This window comes from Sphingobacterium thalpophilum (assembly GCF_901482695.1).
Taxonomy (GTDB): Bacteria; Bacteroidota; Bacteroidia; order Sphingobacteriales; family Sphingobacteriaceae; genus Sphingobacterium; species Sphingobacterium thalpophilum.
The window spans coordinates 3,444,000-3,462,369 of sequence record NZ_LR590484.1 but is presented as its reverse complement, the minus strand read 5'-3'; the positions used below and the strand labels follow the sequence as shown (position 1 = coordinate 3,462,369).

At 48.6% G+C, this 18,370-nt stretch carries 12 protein-coding genes; 1 reads left to right on the top strand and 11 read right to left on the bottom strand.

Going from position 1 to position 18,370, the window contains the following annotated elements:
* Positions 1-25: 25 nt before the first annotated feature.
* Positions 26-982: a carbohydrate kinase family protein gene (locus tag FGL37_RS14345; RefSeq protein ID WP_051606813.1), complete on the bottom strand. Its 957-nt coding sequence runs from the start codon at positions 980-982 to the stop codon at positions 26-28.
* Between the two features lie 45 nt (positions 983-1,027).
* Entirely contained in the window at positions 1,028-2,350 is a 1,323-nt protein-coding gene (locus FGL37_RS14340) for a sugar porter family MFS transporter (RefSeq protein WP_028069778.1), read from the bottom strand.
* Positions 2,351-2,641: 291 nt separating this feature from the next.
* Here FGL37_RS14340 and FGL37_RS14335 point away from each other — a divergent pair, with 291 nt between their 5' ends.
* The gene (locus tag FGL37_RS14335) at positions 2,642-5,395 is read left to right on the top strand and encodes a substrate-binding domain-containing protein (RefSeq protein WP_028069777.1); all 2,754 of its coding nucleotides are present in this window, start codon (positions 2,642-2,644) and stop codon (positions 5,393-5,395) included.
* Between the two features lie 10 nt (positions 5,396-5,405).
* On the opposite strand, the gene FGL37_RS14330 is transcribed toward FGL37_RS14335, so the two are convergent.
* The 9 genes from FGL37_RS14330 to FGL37_RS14290 form a co-directional block, all read right to left on the bottom strand.
* Positions 5,406-6,176, bottom strand: a complete 771-nt coding sequence (locus tag FGL37_RS14330; RefSeq protein WP_028069776.1) for an ABC transporter permease — start codon at positions 6,174-6,176, stop codon at positions 5,406-5,408.
* A complete protein-coding gene (locus FGL37_RS14325) occupies positions 6,169-7,074 on the bottom strand; it encodes an ABC transporter ATP-binding protein (protein WP_028069775.1) in 906 nt (301 codons plus the stop codon). Before FGL37_RS14325 ends, FGL37_RS14330 begins: the two co-directional genes overlap by 8 nt.
* A complete protein-coding gene (locus FGL37_RS14320; protein WP_028069774.1) occupies positions 7,074-8,351 on the bottom strand; it encodes an erythromycin esterase family protein in 1,278 nt (425 codons plus the stop codon). Before FGL37_RS14320 ends, FGL37_RS14325 begins: the two co-directional genes overlap by 1 nt.
* 208 nt (positions 8,352-8,559) lie before the next feature.
* Positions 8,560-11,835, bottom strand: a complete 3,276-nt coding sequence (locus tag FGL37_RS14315) for a TonB-dependent receptor (protein ID WP_028069773.1) — start codon at positions 11,833-11,835, stop codon at positions 8,560-8,562.
* 44 nt (positions 11,836-11,879) lie between these two features.
* On the bottom strand, positions 11,880-12,863 hold the full coding sequence (locus FGL37_RS14310) for a fasciclin domain-containing protein (RefSeq protein ID WP_028069772.1): 984 nt from the start codon (positions 12,861-12,863) through the stop codon (positions 11,880-11,882).
* A gap of 30 nt (positions 12,864-12,893) precedes the next feature.
* On the bottom strand, positions 12,894-14,174 hold the full coding sequence (locus FGL37_RS14305; RefSeq protein WP_037533148.1) for a fasciclin domain-containing protein: 1,281 nt from the start codon (positions 14,172-14,174) through the stop codon (positions 12,894-12,896).
* Positions 14,171-15,331 (bottom strand): fasciclin domain-containing protein, encoded by a 1,161-nt coding sequence (locus FGL37_RS14300; RefSeq protein WP_028069770.1) that lies wholly within the window; start codon positions 15,329-15,331, stop codon positions 14,171-14,173. The genes FGL37_RS14305 and FGL37_RS14300 overlap by 4 nt, the downstream gene beginning before the upstream one ends.
* 2 nt (positions 15,332-15,333) lie before the next feature.
* Entirely contained in the window at positions 15,334-16,575 is a 1,242-nt protein-coding gene (locus tag FGL37_RS14295) for a hypothetical protein (protein WP_028069769.1), read from the bottom strand.
* 7 nt (positions 16,576-16,582) lie between these two features.
* Positions 16,583-18,370 (bottom strand): DUF4397 domain-containing protein, encoded by a 1,788-nt coding sequence (locus tag FGL37_RS14290; RefSeq protein WP_028069768.1) that lies wholly within the window; start codon positions 18,368-18,370, stop codon positions 16,583-16,585.

Below are 18,370 nucleotides of genomic sequence, written 5' to 3'. Positions count from 1 at the left end.
CTTGATTATTTGTGTTTTCCGCCGGTCAATGGCGCCTGCTGGGTTCGTTTTCCCCGAAAATTGGGTTGAGCCACTGAAAGCGGTGAATATCGGCTTCACTATAAGCTGGACAGGCTCCGCTGCTCTGGGTAACAAAGCCGCTTAGCGTCGCCGCAAACTCGAGCACCTCCTCCAGCGTAATCCCGGCAGCCATCTGAAAGCGCTTGCTGAGAAAAGCGGCCAAAAATGAATCCCCACTTCCGATGGTATCCTCGACCTGCACCTTCAACGCCGGAAAATGGTAACTGATATTTGCCGCCTTGTGATGGTATACTGCTCCGGAAGCGCCGTAGGTGACGATGGCTTCCTGGATCGAAAAACGCTCGAGCAGCAGATCGACCCGTTGCTGGTCCGTATAGTCGCCCATAGCACCGTTCCATTCTGAAATAATATGCAGTTCTTCGGCATTCATTTTAACCAGATCAGCCTCAAGCAGCAGTTGATGCAACCGCTCCGGACCAAAATAGGGTGCACGCAGGTTGACATCCATCACGCGGAAAGCAGCTTTTTTCAACAGTAGCTGGAGGCTACCAAAGCTGACCTCGTCCCGGCAGGCCAGGCTGCCATACACCAGAAAGTCGGCCTCAGCCACTGCCGCCAGCTCCGCTTCACCTGCAACAATATGATCCCAAGCCACCGGATAAACGATATCATACTGCACGTTGCGATCAGCATCCAGCGACACCTCCACTGTTGAAGTCGGTAAATGCACATCTTGCTGAAAAAAAGCTGTCGGTATTCCCAGTTGCCGGCAGAGCGCCAGCAGCTCCACACCATTTTCATCCTGACCGATGCGCGTTAGCATCTGGGTACGTACCCCAAGCTTGTTGAGATGATAAGCTACGTTGAGCGGTGCTCCACCCAGTTTTTTACCCGTGGGAAGGTTATCCCAAAGTACCTCCCCGAAACAAATACCCTGAATTGATTTATTAAGATCTTTCATTGTCATCATTTTTTGTTTATGCCACAATTGGGCATGCTTATTTTACTAATGCAAGTTGATGGTCTGCCCCATATCCTCCAGCGAGCGCCCCTTGGTTTCCGGCATAAACCGCAGCACATAGATAAGCTGCAGCAGCATAAATACCGCAAAAACGAGAAAGGTGCCCCCTCCGCCCAGCAGTTCTGTCAGTGCCGGAAAGCAGAACGTAATAATGGCCGCCATTACCCAGTGCGTCAGGCTACCGAAGGTCTGCCCTTTGGCACGTACGTCATTGGGAAAAATTTCGGAAATAAACACCCAGATCACGGCTCCCTGAGAGAAAGCGAAAAAGGCGATAAAGCTCATCAGATATATGGTAATCGCAAATCCTGTTGTCTGTCCCGTATAGAACGCCTGTGACACCAAGGCCAACGAAACGATCAGTCCCACTGAGCCGATCAGCATGAGTTTTCTGCGACCTACCTTGTCGATAAAATTGATGGCTACTAGCGTGAAAATAAAATTGATCAGGCCAATGCCGACGGTAGAAAGCAAGGAGCCCTGTGCCCCCAGTCCCGCCATCTCAAACACGCGGGGCGCATAGTAAATGATTGCATTGATCCCAGAAAGCTGATTGAACAAAGCAAAACAAAAGGCCAATAAGATTGGTCTGGCATTTTGCCGGACGAATAATTTGCCCTCGCCATTCACCTTTTCGGCTGAGCTGCGGATTTTGGCAATTTCGGCCTCATAGCCATCCGAATTGATCTTCTGCATAATCGCCGTTGCTTCGGACAGCTTATTTTTATGCAATAGCAGCCATCGTGGGCTCTCGGGGATGCAAAAAATCAACACAAAGAACAACAAAGAAGGAAAGCATTGCACGCCTAGCATCCAGCGCCAGGACTCCTCTCCCGTCTGACCGATAAAGTAGTTGGATAAGTAAGCGATCAAGATCCCCAATACCACGTTGAACTGAAAGAGTCCGACTAGTTTTCCGCGCGAACCCGCGGGGGAGATTTCGGAAATATAAATCGGCGCCGTCACCGATGACACACCGACACCGATACCGCCCAAAAAGCGGAATAGAATGAATATGGTCCAGTCGTTGGCAAGTGCGCTTCCCAGCGCGGAGATAAAATAAAGTGCGGCCACGACAAATAGTGTGTTTTTGCGGCCAAGCTGATCCGAAGGCCAGGCCCCGAGCGCTGCACCTGCGACGGTACCGATCAAAGCTATAGCCATGGTGAGTCCATGCTGAAACTCGCTCAGATGCCAATGCGCCTGCACTGCTTTTTCAGCACCCGAAATGACAGCTGTATCAAAGCCAAATAAGAATCCGCCCAGCGCCACCACAAATGACCAGGCTAAAACGGTGTTTTTGTTCATGTTTTCCCTATAATTGATTAATCCAAATTTAACATGACCTTCACGCTGACTTAAATTCGGACGGCGCAAAAACATCTATTTATGTAACATTTTTTAAAATAACACAAACGCCTAAAATTCAACTAATTACCAACAATACTACAATAACATCTATCATTTTTTGAACAAATTATGTAGAAAATGATACATATTTTGACTTACGGCATTTAGTGTAAACACAACACTAAGTGAAAGCCGATTATCGAAAAAAAACGAAATAATGTATATTCGGTTACTCAAGGGGAAACGATCATGGGAAAATACAGCATCTATGGCTTACTGATTTTACTGCTATTGTGGGGCTGTCAGACAGACAGCCAAAAGCGCAAGCGGGTCATAGCCTTTTCACAGTGCATTGGAAATGATGCCTGGCGTCAGACGATGCTCGAAGAGATGAAGCGGGAACTGTCCTTTAATCCCGATATTGAATTCCGCTATCGGGATGCCCAAGGCAATAATGCGGTACAGATCGATCAGATTCGGGAGCTGGTCAAAGAGGACATCGATCTTCTCATCGTTTCACCCAATGAGGCGGAACCCTTAACGCCTATTGTCGATTCCGTATTCCAGCGAAATATACCGGTTATCGTGACCGACCGCAAGACTTCTTCGGGCCAGTACAACGCCTATGTCGGCGCCGACAACCTTGCCATCGGCAAACTCGCCGGCCAGTATGTTCAGGCGCTGTTGCAGGGCAAAGGACAGGTAGGCCTTGTGGCCGGCCTATCCGGTAGTTCAGCATCTATCGAACGCGAAAAAGGGTTTATGCAGGGGATAGATCCGGCCAACGATATACGGATCAGCGGTATCGTCCATGGCGGCTGGGAAAAGGACAAGGCCTATACCGCCATGCGACAGCATATCGATCAGTTCGCCAACAGCGACGTCATCTTCACCTTCAATGATCAGATGGCCATGGGTGTCCGAAAGGCCCTGGACGACGCCCAGATCAAAAAAGAGATCAAGATCATCGGTGTAGACGCATTGCCGGGTCCGGGAAATGGACTTGAACAGATTATACAAGGCCGTATGTATGCTTCGATGCTTTATCCGACCGGCGGGACCGAAGCCATCCGTACTGCACTGGCCATCATCAAGCAGCAGCGTTATAAACGAGAGAACATCCTGGCGACTTCCGTGATCGACAAAACCAATGCAGAGTTGCTCGCGCTGCAGTCACAAAAGATCAGGCAGCAGCAGCTGGATATCGACAAAAGACAGGAATTTATCACCGAGCAGAATCGAATCTACCAAAACCAAAAGTCTGTGCTCAATATTCTGGTTGTAAGTCTCGTCCTGGCTGTCGTATTTGGAGGCATTTCCATCATTGTCATCAAGAGCAACTGGGAGAAAAACAAACATCTCGAAATGCAGAACAGCGAAATCCTATCCCAGCAAAAACAGATCGTCGAGATGAATAACCAGATTCAGCAGACTGCAGAGATCAAAAACAACTTTTTTACCAATATCTCCCACGAGTTTAAAACACCCCTGACGCTGATTCTCGCGCCCATCGAAGAACTCGAATTGCGTAAGGACCTGCCCGAGGCTATACGTGACCAATTGTCGCGCGTCAAAAGAAGCGCAAAGAAATTGCAACGGCTGGTCAGCGACCTGATCGACATTCACCGCATCAGCAAAGCAAAAATCAAGTTGCACGTATCTTCCGTTCCTGTCGACGCATTTATACAACAGGCGATCAACAGTTTTAAACCCCTGCTCAAGAAAAGTCGGATATCCATCAGCTACATCAATAAATCGGCGCTCAAAGAGGTCTGGATGGACGAATACCTGATGGAACAGGTTCTTTCCAATCTACTGTCCAATGCGATAAAACATACCGCGGTAAGTGGACGGATTGAAATCTCCGTGGAGGAAAACAGCTTTAAGGACTACTTTTACCTGCGCGTTCTCGACAACGGGCTGGGCATCGCACCGGGTGACATCGAACATATCTTTGATCCATTCTATCAGGGCTCGGGTGTACGCAGGGGCTCGGGCATCGGCCTCGCTTATGCAAAACAGATTGTCGAGCTGCACCACGGCCAGATCACCGTCAGCAGCAAGCTCGGACATGGCTCCATCTTTACATTGCGGATGCCTACGGGCAACAGCCATTATCAGCCAGAAGAATTTGTGCGGCATGGACGGGATGAGAAAGCAACTCCCGCGCAGTCCGAGCTGGTGGATATGGAAATCAGGCCACTGACGCAGGACCGCTCCTTTCACTCCAGCAAATCAAAGAGTATACTGGTCGTGGAGGACGATGACGAAATCCGGGATTACCTGCGAACAGTCCTTGAAAGCGATTATAACCTTTTTTTGGCTAGAGACGTCCAGCAGGCCAGCACCCTACTTAAATCGCAGTTTCCCGATCTCGTGCTCACCGACATCATGCTACCCGACGGCAGCGGACTGGATATTCTCAAAGACATCAAAACATTCTATCAGACCGCACATATTCCAGTCATCCTGCTCAGCGCGCTGGCCAATGAAGAGACCCTTATGGAGGGCAGCTTGTTGCAGGCCGATGACTATATGACCAAGCCATTCAATGCGGCCCTGCTTCGCGTTCGTATTGCCAATATCCTGCAATCACGCCAGCAGCTCAAAGAAAAATACAGCAGCAACGTCGAACAGTTTGATCCGCCATCTACTGACCACATCAGCGACAATGACCGTCGGTTTCTCAACAATTTTTCGACTATTGTCGAATCCCGATTATCGGATCAGCGACTCAGTGTAGACGATATTGCCGGGGAGCTCAACCTTTCCCGCGTACAGCTTTACCGCAAGGTGAAACAGCTTTTAGACTGCAGTATCAACGAATACATTGTCGAGCGGCGACTGACAAAGGCCAAAAACCTGATTGCAGATGGGCTCAACATCAGTGAGATTTTTAGTGCTGTCGGTTTCTCTTCTGCTTCCTACTTTGCTTCGGCATTCAAAAAGCGATACGGGCAATCGCCAAGTGCATTCAAAAAAGAGCTGGATAAAAGGCAGTAAGCAGAACAGCCTAAAACTGGCCCTTACGTTTAAAAAGAAAGAAGCTGATCAGTATAAAAATGACAGTCATCACCACATTGCTGTAATCAAGCCGTGCGAAAGCATCATTTTCTTCAACGATGTTCAGGAACGCCTTATATGCACCGGTATAAGGAATAAAATCCGAAAAATCTCTATTGACCGTAAACACCGAAAACACCAGCATAAACATACTGATTCCAATAGGATAAATAAAACTTCGAAAGATCAGGCTTAATGCCAGCTGCAACATGGCAATCGCTGAAAGCGTAATAAAGAGCTTCAGAAATGTATAAAAGATGACCGTCCGATAATCGTAATTCTGAAAACCTAACTGCGGATACAGCTTACTCAGAACATAACCGCTGGCCAGGAAGGCGGTGTACGCCAACAGGACCGAAAATAGCACAGTCAGCAGGATAAACAACACTTTGGAAAGGAATATGTTCAATCTCGACAATGGCAAGGTAAACAAGATTTTATAGTTGTTATTTTTATACTCCACTTCACAGCATGCATATACATAGACAGCGACAACAATGGGGTAAAGCAAGTAAAAAAACTGAAAAACATAGCGTCCAAGGAGGACCTTCCAGGGGTTCGGGACGGCTGCTGCCGAACCTGTTTTCATGATATCGTAGATAATATAGCCATCGATCAACAAGATCAGCAAAGCAGGAAGAAGCAGTACACCAAAAATCTGCCTGTTTCGGAGGAGCTTATATTTCTCTGACAAGAAGGCGGTATAGAATGTATTAAACATTGGGCTTTGTGATTAAATTCATAAAAATCTGTTCAAGATCTGCAGTATGGGACTCGATGGCACAGATCGGAATGCACTGCTGGACAAGACTCTTGATCATGAGATCAAATTGGTTGTCATCGCCGATCTGTACCACCAAGGTATCCTGGCCCTGACTTAGTACCGTAAGCCCGAGTGACTGTAACAGCGGGGCTGTACGAAGTGGGTCAGTGGTACGCAAGGACACCTGCCGATCCACCTGGCTCAGCAATTCTCCTTTTGTTCCCTGGAAAATCATACTTCCGTTTTCGATGATGCCGATGTGCGTGGCAACTTTTTCAAGCTCCGTGAGAATATGGCTCGACAGGAAAATCGTCTTACCCTGTTCTTTGAGCTGACGGAACAGGTCTCTCATTTCGACAATGCCCTGCGGATCGAGTCCATTTAGGGGCTCGTCGAGGATCAATAGCTGCGGGTCATGATAAATGGCCATGGCAATACCCAAACGCTGCTTCATGCCCATCGACAGTACACCTGCTTTTTTGTTCTTCTCTCGATATAAATCGACCATTTCGAGCACGGCATCAATCCTTTTACTGCCCTTTTTGTGAATAATATCCAAGTATTTTAGGTTTTCAAAAACTGTCAGTCCTGAATAATAGCAAGGAGCTTCAAGCAGGTTTCCGACCTGTGCATATGTCGCTTCGGGGTCCGACTTGAGGCTACGCCCCTGAATAAAAATGCTATCCGCCTTGTCCGGCAGAAGACCAAGCAGCAATTTGATCGTAGTGGATTTACCAGCTCCATTCCTGCCAAGGTAGCCATAGATACTATTGTCCGGAACATGCAGATCAATAGTGTTCAGGATGTTCCTGGATCCGATTTTAAAAGTAAGTTGACGCGTTATGATACTTGCCATTATTTTTCCGAATATGTAGGTTGTTTATTGATATCAATATAGAAAAGGCCGTCAAAAAAGTCACTCCATTGCCGTTGTTCCTCCTGCTGCTGATTCATCGCAGAGACAAAAGGCTGTCTGAGCCTGGAGGCAGCCGGCAGACTGTGCAGATCCAAAAAGAAATAAGGAGAATTTGCCGCATGAAAGACATTTTCGATGGCAAGCTTGCTGGGTCTGTCCACGATACGGCCCCGTTCATTGAATCTAGCATACGAACTGAAACCCAGCATATAGGACTGTTGTCCATATTTCTTTTTAATATATGTTCCCAGCGGAGTATATTCTTTATTGCACGGTGCTGAAAAGGCATGTATGTTTGCACACCAGATGATCACCTTCTTGTCGGCATATAATGAATCCAGCTGATAACATAAATTTTCGGCCATGAGCGAATCCCGTATGTGCATGCTGGTCATGGATCCCGGCTTATGCTTCCACGACCTGTCAAAGTTATTTTTCATATCACTCAGATAACGGACATATATCCGCTGCTGAGGATCCTTATTCAATGATCGCACGGCTTTTTCGAGGCTGCTGAGCTCGTCCAGAAATTGTTTCTGAGCTGTGGCATCCAGTTGCTTGCTGGCATATCCCGCATAGCTCAGGTAATCCAGCTTCTGCATCTGCTTCCTGAAGACAGGATAAGCTCGGAGGTCGACCCCTTGTTTCTGGAAATATTCATCCAGCAGCTGTCCCCGTTTGTCACGCAGCATACCACCCGAAAACTGTATATCGAATCCTCCAAGGGTGATCGGATCCGCAGTCTGCTTAGATTGCTGATAATAAGAAATAAGTGGCTTATTTTCCTGATTTCGCCACCAAAAATAGAATAGACCAATGCCTCCTAGCGCAGTACTGGACACCTGTAGCTCCGGCTTTTCCATTTCTCGGTTCATCAGCCACATATCGTACTGTCCCGCCTCGTAGAGCACTACCTCATAACCGAGCTTCTGATGCAGATAACGTATCAATCGGGATTTGGCCCGGAATGTCTCGCCATCGCTGTGAAGCATTTCGCCCAGCATCAAAATACGTTTCGTCTTAAAAAGACTGTCAAGCACCTGCAGATCAGAGAAATTGCTATCCGCAAAAGAAACCCCGGTCACAACAGTTTTATAACGATTGACCTCCCGCAATAGCTGTGCCTGATCGGGTAAAGGGCTCTCATCATAGATGAGCGTATTAAAAGTTAAAATGAAGACCACAAGGGCTGCCAGTACAAAAACTGTAGATCGCATGTATTTAAATTTATAGGGTTATGAGACCAGCAAAAGTGACTAGCGAAAGATCGCCCGTTCCACTGATCTATAGATAAGATGACCGCTATTTTCTTTTTCCATAAATTATTAAAAAAAATGATATTTAAAACAAAAAACGGTTAAGCGAAATAGACTTAACCGTTTTTGTTTTTCCAATCTGCGGACGAGTAACCGGGATATTCTTTCCTTAAAATGAATATCGCAAGCCCAGCTGTACCTGAGCACGCGAATTAAAATAATCTATACTGTAGGGAGTCCCCGGATCCCGGAACTCAAATACAGGCCAGTTTCCTTGATTTTGCTGTGGAGGAAACAGACCCGGCGTCAAACCCACCGAACTTGTCGAGTTAAACGTATTTGGTGAAAAGTACTGTAGTCCCCATTTTTTGTACAGCAGATTGGACAGGTTCACCAAGTCTGCCGAAAATGTCAGCACATGCCCCTGTTTGTTGACTGGGAGCTCGTGCGCCAGACGCAGGTCAGCCTGCACGTTCCATGGAGTGCGCGCCTTATTCCGCTCGGTAAAATTACCCCGACGTCCATGCAAATAGGCGTTTGCATCAATAAATGTATTGAATGCAGTTGCCTGCTCCGCCGCTGTCTGTCCTCCGTCAATATCTTTAAAATAATGAATAGCTTCCTCCACCGTCGGTATATACACCAGCGACACTTGCTGCGGCAGTCCCTGAATACTGTTATTCACAATACCATATGTAAAGGGCGAACCCGACTGTGCTGAAAAGAACAGTGTCACATGGCTGCGTCCGGCACGTTGCCACGGCTTTTCATACCCCACGCTCGCGATGATGCGATGCCGGATATCAAAATTGCTATAGGCCAGCCCCGGATTGTTGGGTACCAGCGACTGGTTGAGCTGCCAGTTCGATTCCATGGAGTTTCGGACCCCATTGGAGAGATCCTTTGACATTCCGTAGGTGTAGCTCGCACTCGCATTCAAAGTTTTATATTTCTTTACCACTGTTCCCGTAATACTGTATTTATATCCCTGGCTGGTATTGCTCAGCAGATAAATATTTGAAAAACGGTTATCCACCGTACCACTGTATACCGGCTGTTTATGCTCCCGGTCATAACCGTACCAATGTGGATTGTCAGGAGTATTGAGCTGCTGGAACAGCACATCACTGATATTCTTGGTGTAGATACCCTCTACGGTAAACTTCCAGTCACCAGCTGCCTCATAGTCCATTCCTAGGCTTCCACGGAGCACCTGTGGCAATGTAAAGCCATTGTCGACCAGATCCACCTGTGTCTTTCCACTGTTCGGATCATTGACAACAGCACCATTCTGGGCGATGAAATCTGCCAGCCCAAGTTCACTTGGACGTATCGCATCGCTGCCCGGAGCAAAAGGCTTCTGATCTGCCCGTTGGTCAAAAGCGCCGTAACTGTTTCCGGTATTGTAATACGCATAAGCTAGCCAGGCGAAAGGAATTCTCCCCGTAAACAGCCCAGCGCCACCGCGCATGCCCAGCCTACGGTCCTCCGTTACCTCCCAGCGGAATCCCACCCGTGGCGACAGCTGCACACGGTTCATAAAATCATTGCGCAGACGGTTAAGTGGAGTATACTGATAGCTCGTCCCAAAATTGGGATCGGAGAGGATGTTCTTCACCTTTTCGCTCAGCTGCGGCATCTCCGGCAGGCTCGTCAGATCAGCTCGTAGACCCGGCGTTATACGCAGGCGGTCGTGTACACGGATTTCATCCTGAACATACAGACCGTACATATTGATGTTAAAGTCTGCCGCGGGATGTGCCAGGATATAACCGCGGGTGTTGTCAACATAGTTATAGCTACCGCGCACCCTGTAAGGCTTATTGCTGACAAAATCCTCGATGCTGTTGTAGTCGACGCGCCCATTCCAGCTGTTGACAAAACCATAACGGATGCTGTACAGTTCATTGTGTGTACCCAGCAGCAGTTTATGCCTGCCGGTATTCCAGGTGAGATTGGCCGTAAATTCCCAGGTACGCTGCCGCATGTCAAAAATGCTCGCTTCGCGGTCTGTACCGATGTAAATCGTCGTTCCGGGGGTACGGCCCTGGACTTGCACCTGCGGCAGAGTCGGATCAGACAGCGGATCACGGCTGTCGTTGACGACGGTATAGCCTATGACGGCATTGGCAGACAGCGTATTTGACAAGCGGCTTTTCAGTTCTGCCACGGTGCTGCTCTGGTTGTTGGTCTGTTTAAAGGCCATGCTGGAAAAGCGAAAATCCTGCTGATCACGGTCCATATGCGTGGCCGAACTGCGGATGCTGTTGTTCCGGACAGCGAGCTGGTGCCTGTCATTGATATTCCAGTCCACACGATTAAAGAACTTGACCGACTTGCTCCAGTTGGTATAGCTGCCGGCAGTGCCCGCATCGAATACACTACCATAGCGGTCTCTGACAGTAGCAGCTATTTTTTCAGCATCCGCCACACTCAATATCTGGGCCGTCTCTGCCGTACCGACTACGAGCTGCGTCGGATCCTGCCGGCGGGTTACTTCCTCGTTGGTAAAGAAAAACAACTTATTTTTAATGAGCGGAAAACCGATTCGAAAACCGGACTGGTAATCGTAGAAGTCACTGTTCATCTTTCCCAGTGTCCCTACGCGGTCTTTTCCCGTCAGTGTTGCATTACGTCCAAAGCCATATACGGATCCTTCCACTTTATTCGTCCCCGAACGGGTTACCGCATTCACCGATCCGCCTGTAAAATTACCGATCTTGACATCATAGGGCGCAAGATATACCTGTATGTCCTGGATTGCATCGATCGAGATTGGATTGGTACGTGTCGAACTTCCCGCCATGCCCGAGGTACCCGTCTGCCCGCCCAACGAGGGAGAGAAACCGATAGCGTCGTTGTTGATCGCCCCGTCCACAGTGACGTTGTTGTACCGGAAGTTGGTTCCTCCGAAACTGTTGTCGCGGCTTCCCTGCGGCGTCAGCCGTGTGACATCCGTAATCGAACGCGATACCGTCGGCATATTACGGATCTGTCCGGCCGAAATATTCTGCCCCGCCCCGAAAGTGTCGGCGCGCTGACCCCGTGCACGGGCGCTGACCAGCACCTCTCCGATCTGTTGCGTAGCAGCGAGCAGCTGGAGTTCTAGTTCCTGTGCTCCCCCCAGACGGATGAAAATATCATTCCGGACGTCCGACTGTAGACCGACAGCTGTGGCACTGACACGATATGGGCCACCGATCCGCATATTATTGATCGTAAAACGCCCGTCTTTATCAGCTGACAGCGTATATTTCGTTCCCGAAGGCGTATGTACCGCTTCGATGGATGCACCCGGTACGGCTGCTTTTGCTCCGTCCAGCACCCGGCCCGTCAGTGCCCCCGATGTCTCCTGGGCCCGACTGTCTGTTGGTAGCAGCTGCAGCAAAAATAATGCGGCAAGCACCACTAGCCAACGATATAGTGTATTGTTAATTGTTCTCATCTAAACCGTTTTTATATTCACCTTTTAATTGCATGCCTGTCCACTTATTGGAGCGCCCCGCCAATCACATGAATGACTCCGTTTCCAGCAAGCACATCCGTACGCACGGGCGTGATCGGCCAGGAATTGCCGGGGCCCTGAAGCGTAATCCCGGTAAAACTATTGGGTACATTATACTGACCAAGCAAGTTGATCGTGATCGTCTTTTCGTTCAACATGGTTTCGGTATAGGTTGTTGTCCCATCGGGCGTCAGCAGGAAGTAATCTTGTGCAAACTTGCGCTGCTTGGCAATATGATAACTCAGCAATTTTCGCAGTTCAGCGGCATCGGCCTTCTCTATTGCTTCCAGATCTGCGTACCCCAGTTGCTTAATTGCCGTATTGGTCAGGGCAAATACCGTATAACTTGTGGTACCGCCCAGCGATTCCAATAGTCCAGCGGTCTTTAAGGCCTGATAAAACAGGCTGAGATCAGCCTCCGCCGCCAATGCCTGCTTGAGGTTGCTGTGCAGGTTGGGTGCCAGCAACCGGTCCAGCACCTGCATCACACCGTTGGACGCTTTGATATCAGCCTGTAGGAGCCGTCCGCCATTGATGGTCGTCAAAGTATCCTTACCCCGCAGTACACGGCTCCAATAGATTTTGGTACCCAATAGTGTTTCTTCCTCCTGATTCATTTTTAAGTCCTTCCCCGTAAACAGTACGGGGCTCTTCAGGATATGGTAATTCCCCTGCTCGGCGAGCTTACCTGCCGGCTCGGCATATAGGGCAGCCGGATTCAGATAACCGGCTGCCCGGTAAGCATCATCGGAGGGCGCAAGCAAGGTATAGGTGCCTTCCCGCGTCAACGTTCTGTTTAGACCGCTCTTATACAGCGCGGTCGCGAGATAGGTCAGTCCAAAATTGTCCCGAACCACATCGTTCAGGGTATTTTTCTCTGGCACCGTACCGGTATTCTCCGGATCTTTCGAACAGCTTGCCAGGGCTAATCCAAAGAGGATAACATATAGATAGTGTAGTGATTTCATTGTTTTTCTGATCGTTTAAGCTATTCGCGTCTATTTTTTCTTATGCCACATGCTGAAATCTTCCGGCACTATGATCCTGTCCACCACATGGACCGGTCCCTGGACGGTATTGATATTTACTTCAGTGATATCCACCGGCGGCACCTTGCTGTGCTCATGACCGACCTGTATGCGGTTGCCTGAGCGGTAAAAACGGTGTCCGATATCCTTGAAATCAGCTAGTTTACGATCGTCCATCATCGGCGAGAAAATGGTCGGATTGTTAGAAAAACGGCTTATCTGCACGTCCAGCGCAAACATGGAATAATCTTCGTTATAGCCTATATCCATACTTGCGTTGCCGATATACTGATACTTTAGCAGGCTATCTACCGGTGTCGTCTGGTTTTGTTCGTAATAGATCGGCGTTTCAATTCTCCCATTCAGTTCGCGCAGATCCGCCTCCGTATAGATGCCCACACGGTGAAAAGCTTCGTCGGTCGGCGCAAACAAGGTGCAATGGATGATATGCCTTGGCCGCTCCGCACTATGGTGAAAAGTACCTTCAAAATAATAGTTCCAGTCTAGCATAAAGCGTATTGGCACCGCAAAGCTCGGATACATGTTCATCATAAAATCATTGGCATATTCGATATTGTTAAGCGCCATGGCTTTTAGATATAGGGTAAAACGGCCGTCCTTTACCAAAAAATCATACATCTGCTGCTGCGGTGCGTTGAGGACTTTTTCAATGACAAAAGCATGTCCCTGTGCGACGGGTAGCTCCTTCACGATTTTGATTTTCTTCCCATCGGCAATCAGATCTGACTGGTCCATATTTAGTTGCTGCCGATAGGTATAAGGGACCGTCCTGACCAATGAGCTCTCGCGGGGCTCACCGTCCAGGAATCTGGGATGCTTCAATAAGGTAAAAAACGTCAGATCACCCCCCGCCAGAGCGAGCTGCTGGGAGCTGACTGCACCGTTGAGCACATGATAGCGCAACACCTGCTGCAAAGAGTCCTTGGTCAGCTGCTGTATTTTCGCACCGGTATATCCAGCGCTTTCGAGCGCGCCATTGCTGGGGACCAAGAAAGTCAGTTTGACACGAGGCTGTTCAGAGGCTAGTATAGCGTCCATTTCGGCCTTTTGCCACATCGTTTTAAACAGGCTTGCCTCCGCAGGCAGTCCTTCCAGCAGCCCGGGGTATGTAGGAGCTGGGATCTGTTCGCCAACGGGTTCGGGCATAAATTCGGTTTTATGACAGGCGGCAAGCAATGCCGATATACTGTATAATACACCTATTATAAGTAGATTTAACTTATTTTTCATCGTTGATCTGTATGGGTTTTGTCCTTGATTAGCGCTTCTTCCGGCAATACCAGCAGGCTCGTGATACCGTGCACAATTCCATTGTCAGCTTTGTGATCTGTCCGGTAAGGAGGCTGAAAATTGCTGATCCGGATCGGACCGTTGGGATTAGGTGCCTGGCTGTGAATGATAAATGGTTCCATCGGTGTACTGGCAGAAATGCCGAAATAATAGAGTTCATCCCCTACAATCCGGGCACGATAAAATGGACTTCCATAATAGCCAGAGCCAGGTAGCTGCCCGTAAATACTCATGTCCGAAAGAAAGAAGTGATTATACAGCAGGTACACGCGCGACAGGCGTTTGCCGTACTGACCGGGATCCAAATCAGCAATATCGCTGGCCGTAATGCCTGCTTTTTCAAACGCTGCATTATCGGGAGCGAAAACCGTTGTAAAGGCCGGTTGCGCCAGGCGGTCCCAGTCACCTGTACGCTTGAGGAAAGCAACAAAGAGGCTGTAAGCTGGATCTGCGGTTAAAATATCCTGCACCGTCTTATGGTATTTTAGGACCTTGTCCACCATATGCAGTACGCCATTGGCCAGCACGATATTCTGTGTAGTTGCAACGGATTTAGAGCCGTTGACATATAAATTCGAAGTTATCAGACATTCTGTACAGACTTTTTCGTATTTATAGCCAATAAACAATTCTTTATCCACCATGTTGATATACTTATTATCGATGGTGTTGACGGGAACATCCCCTGTATACAGCCTCCGGGGCAGGATATGATAGAGCAGGGACTGCCTTAGGCTATCCCGGTTCATCTCCGCAAAGTCACTGGCGCGGACAATGCCCAGGTCGTTGAATGCTTTATTATTGGGTGCAAACAGTGTATATGGTCCTTCCTGCTTCAATAGATCCAATAAATCAGCCTGTTTTAATGCCGCATAAAACAAGCTGAGGTTATAGTTGTTGCCAATAAAATCTGCAGCATTACTATAGTTGTCACTCTCGACATACAGATCAAGATCTTTATTGTTGCATGCACTAAAACAAAGCACGCTCAGTAGCAAAGCCAGCAGCCGCATGGCTTTCGCTCCAGCCCACCCCGGGCAATGAACCTTGAGCCGGACTGTTTTTCGCTTATTTATGGTTAGCATATCTGGTGTCATAATTAATAAATGGGTTGCGGATAGGTACGTTGTACCGTGGTTAAAAATGCATTGCCGTTAACGATCTCAATACTGCTGACCACACCAAAAGTCCGGGGATTGTCTTTGCCAGAATGGACGTTGACCGTCAGTCCCGGAAAAAAGGTGTTGAGATAATACGTCGGTGCATACTGTGCATGATCCATTAGGATATAGCCAAAGGTTCCATCTTTGACCGCCGGTTCCTGCAGGCCGATCGGTACCGATGGAGGTTCGAGATAGGATCCGGAAGTACGCGGATCGATGGGCGGTGCAAAAAACTGGATATATTGCCAGGTATTCGCATAAACTTTATTTTTCTCCTGTAGAAAGATCGGAAAGCTGTAGTAGGGGCTCACTTTCGGTACATCAACGTTGCGCAGCATCTGTCCTGCATATTGATAGCTAAAATTCGGAATCCGCTGCTGCACGGTCGCTCCTGCTGCATTCACACTGGGCTGAATATGGGTAATGAAAATATTCATCGTGTCACGCAGCCCATAACGCAGCGAACGTGATGTAAGCGGCACCGGCAGTTTCAGATCCAGTTCGGCCTGCTGAAAACCTTTCGCGCTCAGGTTGTAGAAATTGACATAAGTCAAGGTATCCGAAAAGGCCTGTTTATGGAACGTTTCCTGCCGTACATAGAGGCCATTTTCCTTTGTTTTGAAATCCTTCTGCAGCACATGTAGGGTATACACCTCACGGGAGGAAAGATCAATAATGGTGTCGAGGAAAACCTTACGTTGCTGTTCATCCGGCAGCTTCGAGAAAGGGACATTACTGATCGGCCGTGTCATAAATAAAAAACGACGTCTGCCTGCCGGCACCTGTGCCCAGTTGGTCAAATCAAAACCGTTCAATATCGGTGCTGTCGGAACCAGCTCCTTACCCGGATATTCCGGATTGAAGCGGGAGGTGCTGAGCCCTGCATGGGCAGCATTGGGAGCGGCATAAATATTCCTTTTGTCCAGAAAATCGCTTACCGTCAATCCACCGATGGGTTTACCTGTTGCGTCAAATTCGGGATCGATGAACATACAGAAAAAGGGCTGTGCCTCTTCTTTATTATCCAATGTAATGGTATAGGTCAAGTTATTGAACACCCGGATATAGGCCGGGTTGTCAACTGTACGGTATTCTGTTTTTGTACAGCTTGCAATGACGGCAGCAAAAATTGATGCGTAGGCCACAACAAGAAGGCTCTTGAAAATCTTGTATTTCATAAAAATGCTATTTTGTATGTTTTACGACCATAAACCTGGCTTTGTCAGCTGCGGCATTGCTTTTCAGATCGCCGATAAGTGCGATCGAATATACACCCGGTTCGTGCAGCGGAACTTTGCGGCCCACGGCCGTATAAAGCGCCGGATTGGCAACAAGCTGCGTGCTGGACAGTGGCTGAATCTGTTCCAGCCAGTCGCCGGGAATACGTGTTGGATCTGAACTGTAGGCCATAAACTGATACGGCCCCCCAGCGTCATTTGAAGCGGTGTATAGCAAGGAGGTATAAGGTTGCAGGGTATTTAAGACGGCCGGCGCGACATTAATACCGCTGTCCATCACCTGCGTACCGAAAGGTCGCCCCTCTCCATTCGTGAAGGTTGCAAACGGCAGCTGCTCACAGAAATTCAGAAAACGAAAGTTAAACATGTAACTGGAGCGAATCCGGTCTATGCTGGCATTGTTACCATTGCCCTCTTTGCCCGTATAAGCTGTGCCAGCCAGATTATTGGCAGCTAATAAAATGCTCATTTTTTTGTCCGCCGTTTGGTAAAGCCATGCCGTATAATTTTGTCCGGCCTGTAGTTCCACATCGGCTTTGGCCAGGGCTTGTCCGGAGGTTGTCGCTATTACAACCTGTTGCGCACCGGCCACTACCCGTAGATAATCCGATGCTGCTCCATAAGCTGTCGCTCCTGTTTTCTGGCCTTTAGCTTCCAATACAGCCTGTTGTCCCGGGATGGTATTGGCCACCTGTATCTGTGCATAACTGCGGTTGATCGGTTCGGGGCTATCGGCGATGATCTGGAACCCATTTTGCAGCTCACGGATATCATCAATTCCAGTATTCCATGTAAATTCTTTGGGATGCACGACAATTGTGTAGATGCCGCCCGGCTGAAAGGTCTGTATCGGCGCGTAGGTCAGCCCCGACGACATCCGGCTGAATGTTGCCCCTCCCATCTCCATGGTCGAATTGAAACGGTCAATATAATTGTAGTACGTATGTCCCACTGCCGGGATCTGCCGGCCATCCGCCGTCAGCACTTTAAACTGATACGTACCATAAGGCAGTTCAACATAATCTGACCAGGTGTCGCCTGCAATGGTACTTGTGGTCTTGCTAACGGGCGTCCCATCCGCATAAGCCAACGTGATCGCGCCGGTGATATCTTCCATGGAGCTTGAAGGCATCAATTTCTTCGCGAAATTGATGATGCGGATTTTAAAATGATCCGGTCGTGTCGGCGCAGTCACGCTTCGCGGAACTTCCACCAGCTTGTCAGGCTGCTGCACCCGTTGTTCGTGATTGATCAGCAGGTAGTAGTCTTTCGGCGTATCGTAGGCTTCGCGGACAGTAAAATCCACTTCATGCGAGACTATGATCCGGTTGGGTATCTGTACGAATGTGGCCCTAAAATCGATTGTTCCGTCGGTCCGGAACAGGTGCTGCGGCACCGCCCAGCTTTGTCCCAAGCGCCCGTCCTTTGGAAAATAACGGGTTCCGGGCGGCGTCAGCTCTTCCGGCGGAATATATCCGGGACGCTGCGGCGGCACAAAGAAATTGGTCAGGCTATCACCGTTGGCAATCAGCTGTGTATTCTCGGACAAATTGATCAAACGTACATTGGATGCTTTGTCAGCTTCTGGGTTAGTCCTATAATCAAAGGTATAATCTAAATTTTCCCGTTTGCAGGAGAGTGCAAAAATGCTGAGCAGCAGCAATAGACACTGCTGCATGGATAGCCATCCCATGCCTTTTAGGCGTGCATGCTTCCTTCTTTCTTGCTGTTTCAT

Coding starts and splice junctions, on each gene's coding strand:
- FGL37_RS14290 (WP_028069768.1), bottom strand. CDS start 18,370: ATGAAACAGCAAGAAAGAAGGAAGCATGCACGCCTAAAAGGCATGGGA.
- FGL37_RS14335 (WP_028069777.1), top strand. CDS start 2,642: ATGGGAAAATACAGCATCTATGGCTTACTGATTTTACTGCTATTGTGG.
- FGL37_RS14300 (WP_028069770.1), bottom strand. CDS start 15,331: ATGACACCAGATATGCTAACCATAAATAAGCGAAAAACAGTCCGGCTC.
- FGL37_RS14325 (WP_028069775.1), bottom strand. CDS start 7,074: ATGGCAAGTATCATAACGCGTCAACTTACTTTTAAAATCGGATCCAGG.
- FGL37_RS14315 (WP_028069773.1), bottom strand. CDS start 11,835: ATGAGAACAATTAACAATACACTATATCGTTGGCTAGTGGTGCTTGCC.
- FGL37_RS14305 (WP_037533148.1), bottom strand. CDS start 14,174: ATGAAAAATAAGTTAAATCTACTTATAATAGGTGTATTATACAGTATA.
- FGL37_RS14310 (WP_028069772.1), bottom strand. CDS start 12,863: ATGAAATCACTACACTATCTATATGTTATCCTCTTTGGATTAGCCCTG.
- FGL37_RS14330 (WP_028069776.1), bottom strand. CDS start 6,176: ATGTTTAATACATTCTATACCGCCTTCTTGTCAGAGAAATATAAGCTC.
- FGL37_RS14320 (WP_028069774.1), bottom strand. CDS start 8,351: ATGCGATCTACAGTTTTTGTACTGGCAGCCCTTGTGGTCTTCATTTTA.
- FGL37_RS14295 (WP_028069769.1), bottom strand. CDS start 16,575: ATGAAATACAAGATTTTCAAGAGCCTTCTTGTTGTGGCCTACGCATCA.
- FGL37_RS14345 (WP_051606813.1), bottom strand. CDS start 982: ATGAAAGATCTTAATAAATCAATTCAGGGTATTTGTTTCGGGGAGGTA.
- FGL37_RS14340 (WP_028069778.1), bottom strand. CDS start 2,350: ATGAACAAAAACACCGTTTTAGCCTGGTCATTTGTGGTGGCGCTGGGC.